The organism is Parahoeflea alexandrii, from assembly GCF_027214025.1.
GTDB lineage: Bacteria > Pseudomonadota > Alphaproteobacteria > Rhizobiales > Rhizobiaceae > Hoeflea > Hoeflea alexandrii_A.
The window spans coordinates 39,881-58,917 of sequence record NZ_JAPWHB010000005.1 but is presented as its reverse complement, the minus strand read 5'-3'; the positions used below and the strand labels follow the sequence as shown (position 1 = coordinate 58,917).

Genomic DNA, 19,037 nt, shown 5'->3' with positions numbered 1-19,037 from the left:
ACTGCCCCTCTCCCCCCTTCTCCCCACTCCCCCTCAAAACCTCGGAGGCTTGATTCCGTGGGCGCGCATGGCGGCGGTCACGGTGTTGGCCATCAGCATGGCGATGGTCATCGGGCCGACGCCGCCGGGGACGGGGGTGATCACGCTCGCCACTTCGGCGCATTCGTTGAAGGCGACGTCGCCGACGAGGCGGGTCTTGCCTTCGCCGCGTTCGGGCGCGTCGATGCGGTTGATGCCGACATCGATGACGGTGGCGCCGGGCTTGACCCAGTCAGCCTTGACCATCTGCGGACGGCCGACGGCGGCGACAAGAATGTCGGCGTTGCGGCAGACGCTCGCCAGATCCTTCGTGCGCGAGTGGGCCGTCGTCACGGTGGCGTTGGCTGCGAGCAGCAGCGCCGACATCGGCTTGCCGAACAGGTTGGAGCGGCCGATGACAACCGCGTTGAGGCCGGAGAGATCCTCGCCGTGTGTCTGGCGCACGAACAGCATGGCGCCGGCGGGCGTGCAGGAGATCAGCCCGCCCTCGAGATCGCCGGTCATCAGCTTGCCGGCATTGACGACGTGCAGGCCGTCGACATCCTTCTCGGGCCGGATCGACTGGATCACCGCATCGGAATCAAGATGCGTGGGCAGCGGCAGCTGCACCAGGATGCCGTGGATCTCGGGATCTTCGTTGAGTTTGGCGACCAGCGCCTCGAGCTCACCTTGCGTGGTTTCGGCGGGCAGCGTGTGCTGCACCGACTTGAAGCCGCACTGCTTGGCCATGCGGCTCTTCGACGAGACATAGACATGGGAGGCCGGATCGTCGCCGACGATGATCACCGCCAGACCCGGGCGCGCTCCGGTCTGAGCCTCCAGCGCGTTGCTGGCCGCCGTCACCTGTTCCACCACGCCCGCCGCAACGGCCTTGCCGTCAATCACCTTCGCCATGATCCATCCTCTTCGATCTGCCGCCGCACGGTCCTGATGGCCGCAGGAGCCGGCTCCCGGAGAGACCCTACGAAACCGGACGCAACGGCTGATAGCCTCTTTGCGTCCTCTGGTGTCAAAATTCAAGCGCTGTGCGCGCGTCAGGCGCGGCGGCGGTCCGCACCGTAGCTGTCGATCCGGGAGCGGAGGTCGTCCATCTCGCGGCGGATGCGCTCGGCAGCCGCGTTGTCGCGGGCTACCGGGACAGGTGCGGGGGCCGGCCCGGCCGGCTGCTGCGGGTGTGCATGAGTTTGGGCCTGGGCCTGGGGCTGGACGACCGGCATTGCAGGGGCCGGCGGCGCGGGCTGCGGCAAGGGAGGCGTGACCTGCTGCTGCCAGGCCTGCGCCGGCGCAAGCGGCTGCTGAACCGGATAGAGTGGCGGCGTCTGGTAGGCCGCCGGATACGGGTGCTGAGGCATCTGCGGCTGCGGTTGATAAGCGTGGGGCGGCAGAGGATAGGTCTGAGGCGGCAGGCCCGGCATCATCTGCGGTGGCGCCGGATAGGGGTGGACTGCCGGACCGACGGGATAGGCCGGCTGGTAGACAGGGTATACGGGCGCCTGGGCATGGACTTGGGTATGGACCTGGGCATGCGGATCGGCTGCATATGCGGGATGATAGGGATATACAGGCTGCTGAACCGGTGGCTGGCCGGCCGGCTGCGCGGGCGGCAAGGAGTGCTGATGGGGCGTGGGGGCCGGCGGGAACGGCTGGGCGGCCTGCGACTCCTCGCCAACCGGATTTCCGGGGAAACCGACCGGCGCCAACTGTTGCGGCTCGTCATGGACCTGGCCATGACCGGCCATGAAGGCCTGTGCATTGCGGCCCGTGGCGGAGGTCCGCTGCGGGTCATGATCGCCGACAGGCTCCACTTCGGGTTTGAAAGCTGCGGTTTGCGCGGCAGCGGCGCCTGAACGCGGGGCCTGCTCGCGGATGGGTTTCGGACGCAGCAAGCCAAGGTGGAAGGTTTCACGCAGGCCGGGCTTGCCCGCGAGAGGCTCGCTCTGCGCTGGGTTCTCCGCGACCGGCTGTTGCTTCCCCGACCATGGCTGTGCTGCGGCCGCGCCGAAAGCGGCGTCACGGCCGGGCATCTCGGTGCTGCCGGATGGCCAGAACCTCTGGCCAGGCCCACCGGGAGGCGTCTGCGGGCCAGGCGAAGGCGGCTGGGGGTAGCCGCCGGAGGCCGACCCCGGGTACCGGGCCTGGGCCTGCATGCCATTGTAGGCGCGGATGCTTTCGATCGCACCGGCGAGAAGCGCCAGGCCAAGGCCTGCGAGGAAGCCTGCGATCATGCCGCCGATGGCGATGAACTTGCGCGACGGACCCATCGGCTGAAGCGGCGCCTCGGCCGGGGAAATGACCCGGACGTTGCGCGTCGACAGGTTGGAGCGTTCGCTGGTCTCGCGCGAGCGGGTGAGAAAGGCCTCGTAGATGCCACGGGTGGCGTTGGCCTTGCGCTCAAGTTCGCGCAAGGTGACGAGTTCGACCGACTGGTCGATGGCGCGGCTCTTGGCCACCGCCATCTGACTTGCCAGTTCCTGCTCGGTTTCCACCGCGCGCTGCAGCTCGGTCTGGGAGCTGGCGACGATACGGCGCAACTCGGCGCTGATCTCGTTGGTGATGGTTTCGAGCGACTGCATGGCGGCGATGTATTGCGGATGGCGGGGGCCGAGACGAGTGGCCAGCGAATCGGCGTTGGATTTGGTCTGGGCGTATTGCTTGCGCAGTTCGCTGAGATTGGCAGACAGCAGCTCTTCGGGAAAGGCGCCGGAGAGGACGTCGTCGATCTTCACCCGGGCGAGGTTGTCGGCCTTGACCCGGATGCCGACCTTCATGGCCCGGGCATTGGCGAGCTGATCGCTCAGCGCCAGGATTTCCTTGTCATCGATATATTGTCCACCTACGCCAACCAGGCCGTTCTCGGCCTTGAAGCGCTCGACCTCGCGCTCGGCGGCGTCAAGATCGGCACGCAGCGAGTTGATCCGGGTGTCGATGGATTCCGATGTCCGCTCCAGCAGGCTGGATTGCGCCTGACCTTCGGAATCGAGATAGGTCTCGACGATCTGATTGGCAATCAGCGCAGACTTTTCCGGATCGCGCGTGTCGACGCCGACGATGATGACGAAGGTTTTCGCATCGCGGCCAACCGACAGCGCCTTGCGCAGATTGTTGAGCGCCTTCTGTTCGCCTTCGGTCGTTGCATTCTTGCCGGTGAACAGTTCGCGGATCAGCGACAGGCCGCCGCTGATGCCGCCCGACGACATCGATCCGTTGAACTCGGGATCGCGGTCAAGACCCAGATCCTCGATCACCTTCTCCAGAACGCTGGTCGACGACAGGATCTGCAACTGGCTGTCAGTGATCGCCAGCATGGCCTCGGTGGAAAGCTGCTGGTTGCGGATGTCGTCTTCGGTGACCCGGATTTCGCGCGGATCAACAAACAGCCGGCTTTCGGCATAATATCTGTGCGGCGTCGACAGCGCCATCAGCACGCCGAGCATGGCTCCGGCCACGGTTGCCGCAGCGATCAACCTGCGGAAGCGCCAGACCGCGGATATCAGGATCGACGCATCGAGCAGCGGCCGTGTTCCGTCCTCGAACTGGCCCCCGCCGGACGCGGCATGCCAGTGGTAGTGATCGTCGCCATCGTACCGGTCGTCACGCTGGCGATCCCGGGGACGATCGGGGTCAACGGGTGAAGGCTCCGGCCGGGCTGCCGCCCGGGAATGGTTCTCCGGGCCGGGGCCCGGCTGCGCTTCCGCGACGGGGTGGACCGGGGCCGGTTCATCGGCGGTAAGACCCGCGTCGACCGCACGGGGTTCAGCAGGCCTGGCTTCCGGTGCGATCGTGCCGATCAGGCGGGCGATCCTGTCACCGAATCTCTCGCGTCCCGGCGATGGCTGGCTGACCGCGGCAAGCTGCGGGCGCGCGGCTGCCGGGCGCGGCGCTGCCGGTTTGGCGGCGGCGGATGCAAGCAGCGGCGGGGCCGACCGGGCCGGAGCCTGATTGCCGGGCTCGGCAAAGCGCGACGTGGAAATGCGCGCCGAACGGGTGGGCGTGGTCAGAAGCGATGCATTCGAGGCCGACGACGCCCTGCCCGTGCGGGCACCGGCTTCCGGAAACCCGGTCACGGGTTCGATCACGGGTTCAGGCGCGGCCGGCTGCGCGTCGCGAGCATGGTCGAGCAGCGATCCACGGCGGCCGCGGTGTCTTCTGTCTTCGGTGGAATCGCTCATGTCCGGCTTTGGCCGCCTTGGTTGGCAAAATTGTCGACTTCGTTAAGACAGGCTATAAATTCATGGGTAACAAATGGTTAATTTCCAGCGAAACAGTTGGAGAATCGCAGTTATTCGAACGGGCGCGCGCCCTTGCCGCTTTGGCCACATATAGCCAAATTCGCATAAATTCCGCTGGCTCGAACGCCGAATTAACATATTCCCCGTATGATTTGACGGATGAAACGACGGGTGCGGCAGCTGCAGACGTCTTCCCAATACGGTACTCGATGATTGTTCGCCTGAGACATCTTGCTAGCGCCAACAGCACCCTGATCCGCGCCTATCTCTCGATGGTGGGGGGATCGGCTGGACGGCTGGTGATTTCGCTGGTCTATTTCATCGCCATCGCCAACACTCTGTCGATCAGCGAATTCGGCCTGTTCGCCACCGCGTCGGCCTGCGGCATCATGCTGTCGCGGCTTCTGGCCTTCGGGTTTGTCTCGCCGCTCTACCGGATCGCCACGGTGAAGACCCGGTTGCTCGGGGTCTACACCGCGGGTTTCCTGGGCGGCGTGGTGCTGTCGGCTCCGGTGATCGCGCTCGCGGCCTGGCTGACCCACGCACTGATCTTCGCCGGCGAGATGCAGCTTGCGACCTTCGCCAAGATCATCGTGGCGGAAGTGCTGTGCTGGCGGATCATGGAAATCGCGGTCATCGTCAGCTACGGCACCAACCGCTTCGGGTCCGGATCGGTGCTGGTTGTGGTCGCCACCGCGCTCAAGACCGTCGCCGCAGTGCTGTTTGCCTGGCTGGCGGATGCAACGCTTGCCAGCTGGGGCTGGTACTACCTCGCCGCCAACGGCATGGCCGCCATCATCGCCATCGGGTTCTTCTATCCGCGGGTCAGGCTGCGCTGGAAGCCGGCGCTCTATGTCCGGCGCTGGCTCGACGCCGTCTCGGTGGCAGGGGCAGAAGTGCTGTTCTACGTGCAGTCGGAACTCGACAAGGTGCTGGTGCTTTCGCTGGGCGGGCCCGAAACCGCCGGGATCTACGCCATCATCATGCGGCTGGTCGACCTGACCGCGCTGCCGGTGCGCGCCTTCCTGACGGTACTGACGCAAAAGCTGATGCGCACATCGGCGATGCTCAACGAGCTCAAGAACCGGATCCTGCTCGAGGGCGTGGTTGCGGCGGTTTCGACAGCCGGGCTCTTGGGGATGGCGGGTTTTCTGTGGCTGTTTCCCACGGCGCTTGGCAAGAATGTCGCCGTGGCAGCGCCGCTGTTGATTTTCGTGCTGATGGTACCGGCCTTCCGCAACCTGATAGAGTACCATTCGGAACTTCTGTATGCGACGGGCAGAACGGTGGTGCGGATGCTGATCCTGGCGTCGCTCGGTGCGATGAAGGCGCTGTTGCTTGCCTCACTGCTGGCGCTCAACACCGAGACGGTGATCTGGGTCGAGCTGCTGAATGGCGCCTTCCTGGTGCTCTACCTGCAATCGGCACTGATGACCTACCGCGCGCTGCGCTCGATCAAGAAACGGCCGATCTGAAGCCTCACTGCGGCGTCACCGAGAACGCCAGCCGGCGGATCTCCGATATCGGGTGATGCACGAAGGACTGCACGCCCACCGCGACCTGGTCGGGACGCAACTCGCGCATGAAGATCTCCAGCCCCTCGATGGTCTCGGGATAGGTCTCGCGGAACCAGAGCATGTGGCACAGCGCCTGATCGGACGCCGCATGCCCCTCGCCGCCCAGAACCTCGTCAGCGAAGCGGCCATAAATCGTGCATTCGGATATGGCGCGCGAGGAGATCACCGCCCTAACCCAGCTGCGGCCGGTGGTTTCTTCGATGTGATCGAGCAGCGCGCGGGCGGTGTCGACCCGCCAGCCGATAAAGGTGTTGATGTAGTCGTGCGCCGGGGTAACCGTTGCGGGCAAACCAAGCAGATGGCCGGCATGGGCCAGCCATTCGCGGTGTTCAGCCATCGTCTCGCTGACACCGCCGTCGATTCGGAACATGCGCATGCTTCCGTCGATCCACATCGCCGCCGGATCATAGGGGCGCACCATCACCACGTCGGAATCGATCGACAGCAGCATGTCTGCGTCGATGTGGCGGGCGAGTGCAAGACGCCGGATCTGCTGGGCATGCCAGCCGCGCAAGGGCACGGAGAACGGGCTCAGCCAGACGCGGCGGCGGCCAAGACTTGCCGGATCGGGGAAGGACCGCAGCCAGCGGGGAAACAGATCGGTTTCGCTGACGACGGTGCGACGCGGGCCTTCGAGCGGCTTGAATGCCGCCACGTCGCGCGGCTCGACCAGGATGTAGTGGTGCCAGTCGCCTGACAGAAACCGGTCAAGGCTTTCACACATCAGGCGGCAGCGGTCCAGGTCGGGGGACCAGGACGCGGTCATTACGGCTGTCTTCATGGCAGTTCCGGTCGGTTGCTGAAGGCGGGCGTCGGTTGTCAGGCGGGAAGCCCTGAGTGCCGGCCCGCACCAAGAACCTTGTAGCGCAAGAGGTGAAACAGGAAAACCGGGTTGCCGAGAATGTAGCGGCGCCACAGCCGGGATGGTTCCAGGATCAGCCGCCAGACCCACTCGAGCCTCAGATTGCGGAAGACCTCCGGGGCGCGCGGGACGGCACCGGAGACGAAATCGAACAGCGCGCCGACGCCAAAGACAACACGGCCATGGCCCGGCCCGATATTGCTGTCGATCCAGATTTCCTGCGACGGGCTGCCCATCGCCACCAGGGTGATGTCGGGATTGACGGCGGACAGATCGGCAAGAACTTTCGAGCTGTCGGTCTTGTCGAAATATCCGTCCGACACGGCAACGAACTCATGCCACGGAGTGGCCGTCCTGAAGTTGACGGTGGCGCGCTCGAGAATGTCCGGGCGGGCGCCGATCAGCGCCACCTTCAGCGGCTTTTCCGAATGCACCAGCAGGGCCGGAATGAAGTCGGTGCCATTCAGGTTGGCCGGGAAGGCCGTGCCATGGAGCGCGCGGGAGGCGATATCGACGCCGACCCCATCGGGCAGGACCTCGGATTTGCTCAGGCCCTGGCGATACCTGGCATTGCGCATCGCAAGGTTGGCATTGTTGGCGTTGAGGAAGTTGAAAATGCGCTGGGGGCCATTGCCTTCGATGGTCCGCTTCAGCTCGTCGAGCGCCTGAGCCCAGCCCAGGGCTGCGACCCGGATGCCGAGGATATCGCGATGCTGACCGTTTTCCAATGCTGGCATGGTAACTCCGAACACTCTGCCTGTAGGCGGGCATTCCGTCATGGGCGCCCTGGCAACCGTGTTAGCACTTTCTTAACTTGTCCGCAGCCGCATTTCACAAATGCGGTTAAGGCCCGAATTTACCTCTTGTTAACCATGCCGCGGAAGCCGTTCAAGGCCGCGCGACAGGGCGTTCGTCAATCCTTCCAGCTGGAGCGCATGAAAGGCCCGGCCATCACGGTCGAGAGGCTCGCCGGCGCGTGACCGGCCGACCATTTCGATCAGCGACAAGGCGAAGGCCTGCGGCTCGTCGGCAACCGTGCAATTGTCCGGCCGGGTGGAGATTCCACGCAGCGCGCTTGGCGTTGCCACCGATGGCAGTCCCATCTCGAAGGTCTCGATGGTCTTGAGCTGGACACCGGTGCCGGTGCGCGAGATCAGCGGCACGACCCGGCAGGATTGAACAAAGGTGCGGGCGTCCGGGACACGGCCGAGAAAGGACACATTGCCCGGAGCATCGGGCACGTCCGATCCGATGCCGCCGGCAATCGCGATGCGGAAATCAGACGGGAGGCGCGGGACGATCTCTTCAAGGAACCAGTCAAGACCCGCGCGGTTGGCCGCCCAGCTCCAGGAGCCGATCATGCCGGCGTCATGGATCGGCGCGCGCGGCGACGGCGGTTGCGGCGGGGTGACCGAGGTGACCAGTGGCAGGACGGACGACCGGTCGTCGCCTGCTGCGCCAAGAGCGGCGCGGTCGGCCTCGGCCAGCGTGAAGACATGGGCCGACATGGCGCAGAGGCTGCGCTCAAGCTCGGCCAGCAGCCGGGAATCGCGCTCGAACAGGAAGCGGGTGATGCGGCCATCGGCATTGCGGGCATTGTCGGCGGCGCTATGGGCCTCGACATTGTGGGCGACGAAGACCGACGGGAAGGATGCAAAGACATCCCTGAATGCGCCCGGCAACTGCACCGAATTGAGGACCAGCCCGTCGACCGGGGCCAATGCGGCCAGCGCGAAACGGACATCGGCGGGCGTGACAGCATGCATCTTGGCCACCGACACCGGTTCACCGTGGACGAAGGCATCCTTGAGCCAGAGCGCCTTCTGCCACGTGCCGACACGGGCATTGGTGACTTCCAGGCGGCCAAGCAGCCTTGCCTGATCCGGTTGCGCCGGTTCATGGCCGGGCTGCAGGAAGCCGATCACCGACACCTTGTGGCCGAGCAGCCGGATGGCATCGACGATGACACGGTTGGCAATGTCATAGCCGGAAGCCGGGTTTGCCACCGGGACAAGCGAGGAAATGAAAACAAGATGCATGCGGGTTCCGATCCGATATCGGCAGCGATCATACCGCAGCGGCTTGAAAGGCGCGTTAAACGCCTGATTCAAATGCTTCATATCGGCTTCAGGCATTGTTCAGAAAGCTGTGATTGGATGGCACCGTAACAACCGGATATCCACCCATGACGCCTGACCCCGTTTTCGTCACCGAGCATGCCCGCTCCGCAGGCCTCAAACCGGACCGCGCCCGCGTCGTCATCACGCTGCCGACATTCCGCCGGCCCGATCACCTGATCATGACGCTGGACTCGCTGCAGGCGCAGGGCCTGGGCGACGACACGGCCGTGGTGGTGATGGACAATGACGCCGAGGGGCTTGCAGGCGCCCGCGCAGCCGCCGAATGGCTGTCGGGGTCGCGGCTCAAGGGTATCGTCATCGTGGCGCATCAGCGCGGCAACTGCCATGCCTACAATGCCGGCTGGGAAACCGCGCTGAAGGAATTTCCGCGGCTGACCCACATCGCCGTCATCGACGATGATGAGATTGCCGGCCCCGACTGGCTGTCGGGACTGATGGAGACGGCGCGGAAGACCGGCGCCGATCTGGTCGGCGGCCCGCAGATCCCGGTGTTTGCCGACAAGGCGCTCGACGGCTGGCGGCGGCACCCGGTGTTTACCCCGCATTACCGGGAATCCGGGCTGGTACCGATCCTCTATTCCTCCGGCAACGTGCTGATTTCGCGGCCGGTGCTGGACATGATGCCACGGCCGTTTCTCGATCCGGCGTTCAATTTCATCGGCGGTGGCGACAGCGATTTTTACCGCCGGGCCAAGGCGCGCGGCTTCGCCTTCGGCTGGAGCGCCGAAGCGGCGGTGATGGAAACGCTGCCATCGCGGCGGGCCGAGTTTTCGTGGCTGAATGCCCGCTCGCTCAGAAACGGGGCGATCTCGGCAATCCTGGAGAAACGGCAATGGCCGGGTATTCCCGGCCGCGTCCGCACACTGGCCAAATCGCTCGCCCTGCTTGCCGCTTCACCGCTGCGCGGCCTGCGGCTCGGATTGCAGACCGGTTCGGCCGTGATCGGTCTCTACCACCTCCAGGTGGCTGTCGGGCGGCTGATGGCGGAGTTCGGGCTGGTCAACGAACAGTACCGCAATCCCGAAAGCAACTGACGCGACGATACCCAGTGTCGAACCGGGCGCCCGGCGGATCAGTGTGACGGTGCTTCCGCAGCAGGCGGCGGAGCCGCGCGCTCGACCGTGGGATTGTTCTTCAGCGAGCGGCCCTGCTGCACGTTGGAGCGGATATCTTCCTTGGACAGAAAATCGATCTGCTCGACGATGACGTCGTGAAACAGTTCCTCGCCAACCCGCTCATTGAGAGAGTCGCGAATGAGGGTCTTGAAAGCTTCGAGGTCGAACCGCTCCATGTCGGGGAAATCGATTACCGGTTCGCCGACCAGCGCGGAGTAGAGCGCGTCGGTGATCAGTTCATTGACCGGGACGCTGAGCTTTTGGGTCTTGAGCGGATCGACCGTGTAGGACAGCCGTGTCAGGAAGTAACCCTGAACGGCGCCACTGCTGATGACCGGGATTGAAGTGACTTCGCCACGGACAGTCTCCAGGCCGCCAAACATGGCGGGATCGGGCTCAACCACTTCCTTCTTGTTGGTGACCTGGACGGAGAAATAGACCGACGCCAGCGCCACAACGCATATCCAGACGCCAGTGGCGAGCAGTTTGATCATGACAATTCGACGGTCCTGAACTGGTCGGCGGAATAGGTACCGTCGGCTTCCCATGCCGCAACGGTTTCCTTGATCATCTCGGCAATTTCGCGAACCGCTTCCATGTGCGCCTCGACCTTGAGATGGTTGATCTTCAGCTTGGCCCGCACTGTCTGCAAATGCTGCTTGTGCGCCGGCTCAAGATCATCCGGACGGATGCCGTTGAACAGCATGGTCATGTCATAGAGGCAACGGCTCTTGACCGTATTCGACCGGTTGAGGTCGAAATCCGGATCGGTCCCGATCGCCGCATTTTCGGCGTCGATTACGGCTTCAAGACGGGACAGGACACCGATGATACGATGATCGTGGGAATTCATTTCGCTCATGCTGCTTGTTGTCCCTGGCTGGATTTTTCTGTCTGGTCTGTGGTTTCGACAGATCCGGCAACATCGGCCAGGATCTGTTTCTGGATTTCATTGATCAGGCCGGCCGCGCGGTTGGACACGTTGGAGCCGATGGCGTCGGCCGATTCAGGCGCCACAGGAGCGTTCAAGCGATCGCCCATCATGCGGGCCGCGATGCCGATTCCGCCGCCCTTGGCCAGGACCGCACCCAATTGCTCGGCCATCATGCCTTTCCAGATTTCGCCGGCGGTACCTTCACCGTAGAGCTGCTCACTGTCCGTGGGCAGCATGGAACCGACGAAATTCTGCAGGATCATCGCCTCGAAGCGCTGGTAGACCTCAAGCGACTTGTCGGGCGCAGCATCCTGGGCAGACGCGACGGAAACGGATGACTGATCGGCGGACGCCAGCAGCTGATGCTGGAACGCGGGTGTCGCGGCGGCTTGCTCGGATTTGCGGATCGAGGCCGCTTCGAGCATTGCTTCCGCCCGCTGCGCCACGGCAGGATCCGCCGCCCGAACGACATCGAGAATGATATCGGTTGCTGTTTGTATGGACAAAGAGCTTTCCTCGCAGAAACTGACCGGAAATGATCGTCTACACTTTGTCCTACGAAGCTTACGCTGGCCTTGCGCAACAAAGGCGCCAGCCGCCTTGTCTCAGTCGGACCCGCGGCGCTGAAGCGAACTGTCGAGAAGATCGAGCAGGGTCTCGTCGGTCGCCAGGCGGTCCTCGGACTGGGCGGCACGCTCGGCCTGGTCGGAAAGCCGGTCAGCCTTGGTCTTTTCCGTCAGCATGCGGCGTTCCTGCACGCCCTTGGCGCCCTCCAGCAACTGCGATTTGGCGGACAGGCGCTGAAACCGCCGAGCATATTGGGTCGACATTGCCGCATGGATGGGATCGAAGGACCCGACGGCGACAACCAGTGCTTCTTGGGTCGCCTCCGTTTCGGCCTGCTCCCGTACGGTGTGGGCCAGTTCGAACTCGGCCATCCGTTCGATCTGCCGCTGGACACGGACGAGGCGGGCGAGCTTTTCCGAGCGTGACGCCACCATCTCAGATCAATCCCATGAACAAGGCCTCGAAGCCGTCGATGAACAGCGAGAAGAAGGTGTTGGAGCCAAAATAGAACAGGATCAACCCGCCGGCGAGAATATAGGGAATGGAGATGAAGTAGACCGGAATCTGCGGCGCGAGCTTGTTGACCATGCCGATCGACAGGTTGAAGATCAGGCCGTAGACGAGAAAGGGGCTCGCCAGCCTGAGAACCAGCATGAAGGAGCCGGCGAGCGTATCAGTCAGCGTCATCAGCGCAATCCGGGGCTCGAAACCGGTATTCATCGGCATGAACCCATAGGAGCGGACAAGAGAACCGATGACCATGTGATGAAAATCGGTGAGGAACAGGATGAAGATGGCGGAAAAGGTGATCAGCGACGTAAGTTGGCCTTCCGGTTCGTTCTCGATGATGCCGGCGCCCGGCGAGGAGTTGAAACCGATCGCCATGGACATCGCTGTTCCGGCATACTGGAGCGACATCACGATGAAGCGGGCGACAAGACCGAGAGTAACGCCAATGAGCATTTCCTCGCCGACAAGCAGCACGTACTCGCCGCCGCCGCCCTTAACATTCGGATAAATCGTGTCCCAGAGGATGGGCAGCAGCGCCATGGATACGGCAACGGCAACGAACAGGCGGATCTGGACCGGGACGCGAAAGCTCGAGAAGCCCGGCAGGACCATGAAGCAGCCGCCAATCCGGCAGAACGCTAGAAACAGCGCAAGAACCGTTCCCTGCGGGTCCTCGATCACGAAATCGAGCCGAGAAGCTTGATCTCGATGCCCTTCGCTATTTCGACGTGCGACAGCACCGGCAAGGTTGCAAAAATCCGTTCGACGATCATTCGGACATATGGCCGTGAGTCGGGCGAAGTTACCAGTACAAACGGCACGCCCTTGTCCATGTGTTCACGGATAACCTTGGTCGCTTCCTCGGAGAATTCCTCAAGCATGCGCGGATCGATGTCGAATTCGATGACCTCGCCCTTCGGATCGCGCTTGAGCGCCTGGTGGAAGGCCAGATCCCAACGGTTGCCGAGTCTGAGCACATTGAGCTGACCGTTGCGCGCAATGTCGCCGCACAGCTGCTGGGCCATGCGGATGCGGACATGCTCGACGATCTGCTCGGTCTTGCGCACATGCGGGGCGAGCTCGGCCACCGCCTCGAGAATGAGGTGCAGGTTGCGGATCGAGACCCGCTCGGCAAGCAGAAGCTTGAGCACCGCCTGGAAGCCGGAATAGGACATGTGCGACGTGCAGATCTCGTCGGCGAGCTTGCGGTACTCCGGATCGAGCCGGTCGATGAGGATCTTCATGTCCTTGTAGGACAGCAGTTGCGGCAGGTTGTTGCGGATCACCTCGGAGAGGTGGGTCAGCACGACGGAGACGTTGTCGATCGGCTGGAAGCCCTCGCGCTTGAGGTCGGCGCCAAAACTTTCCGGGACAGAGAGGGCGGGAAGGCCGAATGCGGGCTCGCGGATCTCGTCGCCCGGAATCGACGGGCGATGAGAGCCGGCCAGAACCACCAGCAACTCGCCGACCCTGAGGTCGTTGGCGGCCACCGTGGTTCCGTGAATGCGGATGTGATAGCTCTTGTCCTTGATCGAGATGTCGTCCGTAACCTTGATTTCCGGCACGACGAAACCGTACTGGGTAGCGAACTTCTTTCGCATCTTTGCGACGCGGAAGGCCAGTTCCTCGTGCGATCCAAGCAGCTTGGTGGCAACCTGCTTGCCGAGCACCAGTTCGATCTCCGCGGTCTTGAGGATCGACTTGACCGAATCCTTTTCCTTGTCCTTGGCTTCCTGCTCGGTGCGGTGGACCTCCTGCGCCTCGGCGCGGGCCTTCTGGTCGCGCTGGCGCGGGATGATCCAGCTGCCGAAAGCCATGCCGGCGCCCAGCAGCACGAAGGGAATGAAAGGCAGGCCGGGCATCACGGCCAGCAGAAACAGCAAACCCGACGACGCAAAGAGCGCCCGGGGATAGCCGCCCAGCTGATCGATGACGGCCTCATCGGTGGAACCCAGCTGACCGCCGCGGGAGACCAGCAGGCCGGCCGCCAGCGAGACGATCAGCGCCGGGATCTGGCTGACCAGTCCGTCGCCGACCGACAGCCGCACGAACACGTCGGCTGCTTCGCCGATCTGCATGTCGTGACGGGCGTAACCAATGATCACACCGCCGAACATGTTGATCCCGGTGATCAGCAGGCCGGCAATGGCATCGCCGCGAACGAACTTGGAAGCACCGTCCATGGAACCGAAGAAAGAGCTCTCCATCTCCAGTTCCTTGCGCCGTTCGTGCGCCTGCTTGTCGTCGATCATGCCGGCGGACAGATCGGCATCAATGGCCATCTGCTTGCCGGGAATGGCGTCAAGGGTAAAGCGGGCGCCGACTTCCGCGATGCGGGTCGCGCCCTTGGTGATGACGATGAAGTTGACCGTCACCAGAATGAGGAAGACGATGACGCCGATGACGAAATCGCCGGACATCACCATCTGCGAGAACCCGCCGATGACATGACCGGCCGCCTCCGGGCCGAGATGGCCTTCGGACAGGATGACACGTGTGGTCGCGATGTTGAGCGACAGGCGCATCATCGTGGCGATCAGCAGAATGGTCGGGAACGAGGAAAAATCCAGCGGACGGCGAATCCACAAGGCCACCATCAGGATGAGAACAGAAAACGCTATCGAAAAAGCCAGCCCGATATCGATGAGAAAGGCCGGAATCGGCAAAAACAGGATGGACAGGATGACGACGATGCCAAAGGCAAAGCCCATGTCCTTTCCCTGAAAGCTTGTCTTCTGGATCGCCAGCGCTTGCGGGTTGGCCATATTTGCGGAGCTCCGGAACACAGCGCAAGCATCATGCCCGCGCAACAGGTCGCCATGACCCTAAAGGCCGAAGCTTGCGCGAAGGTGGCAGAGTGATTGCCGGTGCGTTCACAGACCGGGAGCGACCGGGGCTGCCTGCCCTGCTCCGCCGCGTTGGCGATACGAAGCCGGAGCGGCCCGGCCGTCGGGGTCAACCGCCCGCATCATCCCGGCTATCGCGGGAGCCTGAAGACGGAGCTAGAATCCGGATTCGATGCGCTGGAAGACGACGTTCGTGAAGGTCGAAATCTGGGCGCCGACGAAAGGCGCCGAGACGGCCACGGTGACCAGAATGGCCACGATCTTGGGAACGAAGGTCAGGGTGATTTCCTGAACCTGGGTCAGGGCCTGGATGAAGGCGATGCCGACACCGACGAACATGGCAACGAAGACGGCCGGTCCCGAGCAGACCAGCACGGTCCAGATCGCAGTCTGCACAATATCGAGGGCGTCAGCTTCGTTCATCTCAGCTAATCGTCACGCCGGCACTGACCAGAACCTTCTCGCCGCTTTCAAGGATGGCGATCAGCCCGTCGGAGTAGACCTGGACTTCCTTGATGACACCGGAAACGGACTCGTCGGCGCTGGTGATGGTACGGCCGATGATGGTTCCGGCCTGATTGAGGGTCGAGGACTGCAGCAGGTTTTCCAGGTTCTTGTTGGTCTGGATGGTCTGCTCGACCTGGCTGAAGGTTGCCAGCTGGGCAATCTGCTCGGTCGCATCCATCGGCTCGGTCGGGTCCTGGTTCTTCATCTGCTGCACGAGCAGGGTCAGAAACGTGTCGTAATCGAGCGTGGCTTTCTTGGATGCCGTGGCTGCTGCAGAGGTGCTTGCCACCATGCTGCTGCTGCTGACTGAATTCACGTCCATGGCGCCAACTCCTTGCGAATCTGCTCAATGGTCCCGGCGGACATCCCGGCGGTATCGAGGATCTGCTCCTCTATCGGGTAGAGCGCGCGAATCGCCTTGAGCGCTTCGAATGCCCGGCCTTGGGTTACCATACCATCAATATGCTTGAGCTCGGTAAGAACTTCTTCATTCTTGAAGCAGGTGAGCAACATGACGACCGACTTGCGAAACATGCCCATTGCCTGTTCAGCGCCTTCCGGGTTGATCAGCATCATCTGGACTATGAAGTAGAGCTGCCGGAGCGGAGTGGTCGCCTGTTCGGGCTGCAGCACGTGGTTTTCGAGCAGGAAGGTCACGTCATTGAGAAACTCAAGAGCCACCTTGCGATCAACACGAAGCACCGCTCCGTTGATGAAAATCCGTTCGCCCGCCTTTAGGGAAATGCGCAGAGAGCTTTTCATTTCAATCCGTCCCTGATGATGATCGAGATATCGATGATCCCCTGGAAATTGTCCGATTCGCGTTTTCGGATTCGCTCGGATTCCCTGATAATCCATATCCCTATGGAGATCAGGTTGGCCCGCAGTTCCTCTGCCAGTTGATTGTCAGGCGACGCCAGATCCTCGACAAACCGGACCCAGAGTCGGCTTACAAAATAGACGGCTTCGATTGCTTCGCGGGATTCAAGACCGCTGGCCTTGGCTGCCTGTAGCAGCGAAATCGAATGATTGATTGCCTCTCGCTCGCGTTCGCGCGCTTCGGCTACACCATCCTCCTGAACATCCGCATAGGAAAATTGGTACATTCAGACGCCCTTCATGTTTGTCCACTTACGCCCGGCAACTCCGGGCTATGCAGCTACAAGTAATTCATCAAGCTCATTTGCTGGATCCGGGCCGTGAGCGTGTAGGATGTCTCGACCTGGGCCAGCAAAGATTTCATTCGCGTGGAAGCCTCATAGGCATCCACGCCTTCGACATCCCCCAGATGCAGGGTGATGATGCGGAGTTGCGATTCAAGCGCGGCATTTGCATTGGTGATGCGATTTTCCGATACACCGAGCATACTGCGCTCATTGTCGATCCCGGTCACGGCAGCACCAGCGTACTCGATCGCGGACCGGTTGAGAGCCGATCGAACCTCCGCCGAGATCGGCGATTTGAGCAGTTCGACACCGATCACGGCGGCCATCGCAAAATTTCGCATGCCAGCCGAATTGGCGTTGGTGCTGGATTCCACCACCTCGTTCTTCTGAATGCGGCTTGTGATATTGGTATCGGACGCGCTGGACCAGTTCGTGTTCCAGTCGGCGCCGCTGAAGGCCGGCTCAACATAGTTGTCGAGGAAATCCTGCATATCAGCCACCGTGATGGTGGCAGCCAGCGGATCATCCTGGACAAAGCCGAACTTGCTGACGAACAGGGCATCGAAAGCCACCTTTGGCGGCGATCCGGGAGAGAGATATTCCTGCAGCGGCTGCGTGTTGGTGTTGATGCCGGCGAACAGGTATTCGCCATTGGATGACGTATTGGCGGCTACCGTGTAGGCGCCGAGGGACGTTTCGATATCGCGTTGCGCGATCAGCAACCGATTGACATCGTTCGATCCGCTGACCGAGATGAATGCCTCAAGCATCTGCTGGGCGGCGTCTGCCATCAGGTCGAGCGATGCCTGGGATGCCGACAACCGCTGGGTCACCAGCGCGTTCGTATCCAGGATAGCCTTCAGCCTGGAGACATCGCCGTTCAGCGAAACACTGTTGGAAGATTTGGCTCCGAGGGCCAAACCGATATCGGCATAGCGACCGGTGACCATTTCGGTATTCAGTTTCTGGATCTCATTCTGCCCGCGGCCGATGGTCAGCCGCATGGCATTCTGCATTGCCAAGTTTGAAACGAAACTCGTTTTCATCCGATTACCTCGCCACCGCCAGGAGGGCCTGGAGCATTTCATCGACCGCAGAGATCAACCGGGCCGATGCCTTGTAGGACTGCTCCAGTTCGAGCAGGATCGACATTTCCTCATCCAGCGAAACGCTGGTGATGTTTGAAAAGGCTTCAACCGAACGGAACCGCGAGGCCTCGCGCGTTTGAGCCGCCGATTCAGCATCGCTCCGGTTAAGTTCAAGCCAGCCGATGGATTCGGCGGCAAAGGCCAGAACACTGCTTGACGTGGAAATCCCTGCAGCCGCATCAAACGCCATCGGCTCGTCAAGAGCCTGGACATGGGCATCCAGCAGCGTGGAGAACCCCGAAGCACCGGTGGGATTGGAGCTGTATGCAGCACCGTTGATGCCGCCGTCACGCAACAGCAGCGGATTGCCGCCAAGCGACGGCAACAGCGCCGCGTTGACTGTTATCGTAGACGCAATACCGGGCTCAATCGTCGCGCCGGCAGGAATGGTTCCACCACTCCAGGTGAAGAGCCCGGGCATGTCAGGCAGCACCGGGATGGCCGACTGATCGGATTCGGCAAAGGCGACAATAAGCCCACGCGCGATCTCGTCGAGGTGGTCCTGCATCATGGGCGCATATTCGTCGCGGATCTGCATCAGTGACTGCAGCGAACCACGGCCGGTTGTGTTGGCCCCCTTACCGGCCGCCAACGGCACGCCGTCAATGAAGACCTGATTACCCGAAAGCGACGCCGAGAAGCCCGACGAGGTATCGAATTCCACCGGTCGGGCAACCGTTTCAAACAATGTGACGCCATCGTTTGTATAAAGCGCCATGTCATTGCCCGAACGGGTAACCTGGGTGACGCCGATGATCGACGAGATCTGCTTGATCAGCGAGTCGCGCTCGTCCAGTTCGGCACTGACGTCCTTGCCGGTCTGGGTGCCGCTGTAGATCCTGTTGTTGTTGGTCTCGAAGCGCGCCAGCAGTTCGTTAAGGGTCTGGACCTGCTGTCCGATCGCCTTGTCAGCCTCAAACCGGACGCTCTGGACGGACTTCGAAGCCTCGTTGAGCCCGTTGGCCACGGTGACAGCATCGGCGATCGCCATTTGCGCAAGGGTGGCTTCACCAGGCTTCGAAGCGAATGTCGCGAGCGTATCACGCATGGTTGCGATCAGGACGGCCGGCGACGTTTCATAGTCGTTGCCACCCAGTATGCTCTTCAGGTCCGTCAACCCGGTAAGCAGCGTTTCCTGGGCGCTGGCAGTCGATGTGTCTGCAATGCTCCGCACGAACAGAGCCATATCCTGAGCGCGTTGAACGCTGACGCCCTGCGCACCGATCACCGAATTCGTCAGGACCGCATCGCGCCTGACGTAATCCGGGTTGGAGGCGTTGGATATGTTGCGCGAAATCACACTTGTCTGTGTCGCGTAATTGGACAGAGACGATTGCGCTGTATTGAGTGCGGATGTCAGAGACATTGACTGTTCTTTCTAGCTCCCGAGTCGAAA

19 protein-coding genes are annotated in these 19,037 nt (G+C 62.2%); 2 read left to right on the top strand and 17 right to left on the bottom strand.

Translation table 11 applies throughout. From position 1 onward, the window contains the following. Positions 1–33: 33 nt before the first annotated feature. Both folD and O4H62_RS16785 read right to left on the bottom strand, forming a co-directional pair. Positions 34–933, bottom strand: a complete 900-nt coding sequence (folD, locus tag O4H62_RS16790) for a bifunctional methylenetetrahydrofolate dehydrogenase/methenyltetrahydrofolate cyclohydrolase FolD (RefSeq protein WP_269389602.1) — start codon at positions 931–933, stop codon at positions 34–36. Between the two features lie 140 nt (positions 934–1,073). Then, the gene (locus O4H62_RS16785) at positions 1,074–4,208 is read right to left on the bottom strand and encodes a GNVR domain-containing protein (protein ID WP_269389600.1); all 3,135 of its coding nucleotides are present in this window, start codon (positions 4,206–4,208) and stop codon (positions 1,074–1,076) included. Positions 4,209–4,477: 269 nt separating this feature from the next. Here O4H62_RS16785 and O4H62_RS16780 point away from each other — a divergent pair, with 269 nt between their 5' ends. Beyond that, on the top strand, positions 4,478–5,743 hold the full coding sequence (locus tag O4H62_RS16780; RefSeq protein WP_269389598.1) for a lipopolysaccharide biosynthesis protein: 1,266 nt from the start codon (positions 4,478–4,480) through the stop codon (positions 5,741–5,743). 4 nt (positions 5,744–5,747) lie between these two features. On the opposite strand, the gene O4H62_RS16775 is transcribed toward O4H62_RS16780, so the two are convergent. The 3 genes from O4H62_RS16775 to O4H62_RS16765 all read right to left on the bottom strand — a co-directional run bounded on the left by O4H62_RS16775 (position 5,748) and on the right by O4H62_RS16765 (position 8,746). After that, complete coding sequence (locus tag O4H62_RS16775) at positions 5,748–6,626, bottom strand: DUF6492 family protein (RefSeq protein WP_269389596.1); 879 nt, start codon at positions 6,624–6,626, stop codon at positions 5,748–5,750. A 38-nt stretch (positions 6,627–6,664) separates the two neighbouring features. Next, positions 6,665–7,444 (bottom strand): WecB/TagA/CpsF family glycosyltransferase, encoded by a 780-nt coding sequence (locus O4H62_RS16770; protein WP_269389594.1) that lies wholly within the window; start codon positions 7,442–7,444, stop codon positions 6,665–6,667. A 129-nt stretch (positions 7,445–7,573) separates the two neighbouring features. After that, a complete protein-coding gene (locus O4H62_RS16765; protein WP_269389592.1) occupies positions 7,574–8,746 on the bottom strand; it encodes a glycosyltransferase in 1,173 nt (390 codons plus the stop codon). Positions 8,747–8,892: 146 nt separating this feature from the next. Between O4H62_RS16765 and O4H62_RS16760 the strand changes: the two genes are divergently transcribed. Then, on the top strand, positions 8,893–9,882 hold the full coding sequence (locus tag O4H62_RS16760) for a glycosyltransferase family 2 protein (RefSeq protein WP_269389591.1): 990 nt from the start codon (positions 8,893–8,895) through the stop codon (positions 9,880–9,882). 38 nt (positions 9,883–9,920) lie between these two features. Here the strand turns inward: O4H62_RS16760 and O4H62_RS16755 are convergent, their stop codons facing one another. The 12 genes from O4H62_RS16755 to flgK form a co-directional block, all read right to left on the bottom strand. Then, positions 9,921–10,457 carry a hypothetical protein gene (locus tag O4H62_RS16755; RefSeq protein ID WP_269389589.1) on the bottom strand — a complete coding sequence of 179 codons (537 nt, stop codon included), beginning with the start codon at positions 10,455–10,457 and terminating at the stop codon, positions 9,921–9,923. Then, on the bottom strand, positions 10,454–10,825 hold the full coding sequence (locus O4H62_RS16750; RefSeq protein WP_269389587.1) for a hypothetical protein: 372 nt from the start codon (positions 10,823–10,825) through the stop codon (positions 10,454–10,456). Before O4H62_RS16750 ends, O4H62_RS16755 begins: the two co-directional genes overlap by 4 nt. Next, positions 10,822–11,403, bottom strand: coding sequence for a rod-binding protein (locus O4H62_RS16745; protein WP_269389585.1), 582 nt, complete (start codon positions 11,401–11,403; stop codon positions 10,822–10,824). Before O4H62_RS16745 ends, O4H62_RS16750 begins: the two co-directional genes overlap by 4 nt. Positions 11,404–11,502: 99 nt before the next feature. Then, entirely contained in the window at positions 11,503–11,898 is a 396-nt protein-coding gene (locus tag O4H62_RS16740) for a hypothetical protein (protein ID WP_269389583.1), read from the bottom strand. A 1-nt stretch (position 11,899) separates the two neighbouring features. Next, positions 11,900–12,655: a flagellar biosynthetic protein FliR gene (gene fliR / locus O4H62_RS16735; protein WP_269389582.1), complete on the bottom strand. Its 756-nt coding sequence runs from the start codon at positions 12,653–12,655 to the stop codon at positions 11,900–11,902. After that, a complete protein-coding gene (gene flhA / locus O4H62_RS16730) occupies positions 12,652–14,739 on the bottom strand; it encodes a flagellar biosynthesis protein FlhA (RefSeq protein WP_269389580.1) in 2,088 nt (695 codons plus the stop codon). The genes fliR and flhA overlap by 4 nt, the downstream gene beginning before the upstream one ends. Before the next feature lie 237 nt (positions 14,740–14,976). Next, positions 14,977–15,243: a flagellar biosynthesis protein FliQ gene (gene fliQ / locus O4H62_RS16725; protein WP_269389578.1), complete on the bottom strand. Its 267-nt coding sequence runs from the start codon at positions 15,241–15,243 to the stop codon at positions 14,977–14,979. A gap of 1 nt (position 15,244) precedes the next feature. Continuing rightward, entirely contained in the window at positions 15,245–15,649 is a 405-nt protein-coding gene (gene flgD, locus O4H62_RS16720; RefSeq protein WP_269389577.1) for a flagellar hook assembly protein FlgD, read from the bottom strand. Then, positions 15,640–16,089: a flagellar biosynthesis repressor FlbT gene (flbT, locus tag O4H62_RS16715; RefSeq protein WP_152010149.1), complete on the bottom strand. Its 450-nt coding sequence runs from the start codon at positions 16,087–16,089 to the stop codon at positions 15,640–15,642. The genes flgD and flbT overlap by 10 nt, the downstream gene beginning before the upstream one ends. After that, on the bottom strand, positions 16,086–16,433 hold the full coding sequence (gene flaF, locus O4H62_RS16710) for a flagellar biosynthesis regulator FlaF (RefSeq protein WP_269389573.1): 348 nt from the start codon (positions 16,431–16,433) through the stop codon (positions 16,086–16,088). Before flaF ends, flbT begins: the two co-directional genes overlap by 4 nt. 53 nt (positions 16,434–16,486) lie before the next feature. Continuing rightward, positions 16,487–17,539 carry a flagellar hook-associated family protein gene (locus tag O4H62_RS16705; protein WP_269389571.1) on the bottom strand — a complete coding sequence of 351 codons (1,053 nt, stop codon included), beginning with the start codon at positions 17,537–17,539 and terminating at the stop codon, positions 16,487–16,489. Positions 17,540–17,543: 4 nt separating this feature from the next. Then, positions 17,544–19,007, bottom strand: coding sequence for a flagellar hook-associated protein FlgK (gene flgK, locus O4H62_RS16700; protein ID WP_269389569.1), 1,464 nt, complete (start codon positions 19,005–19,007; stop codon positions 17,544–17,546). Positions 19,008–19,037: the final 30 nt, after the last annotated feature.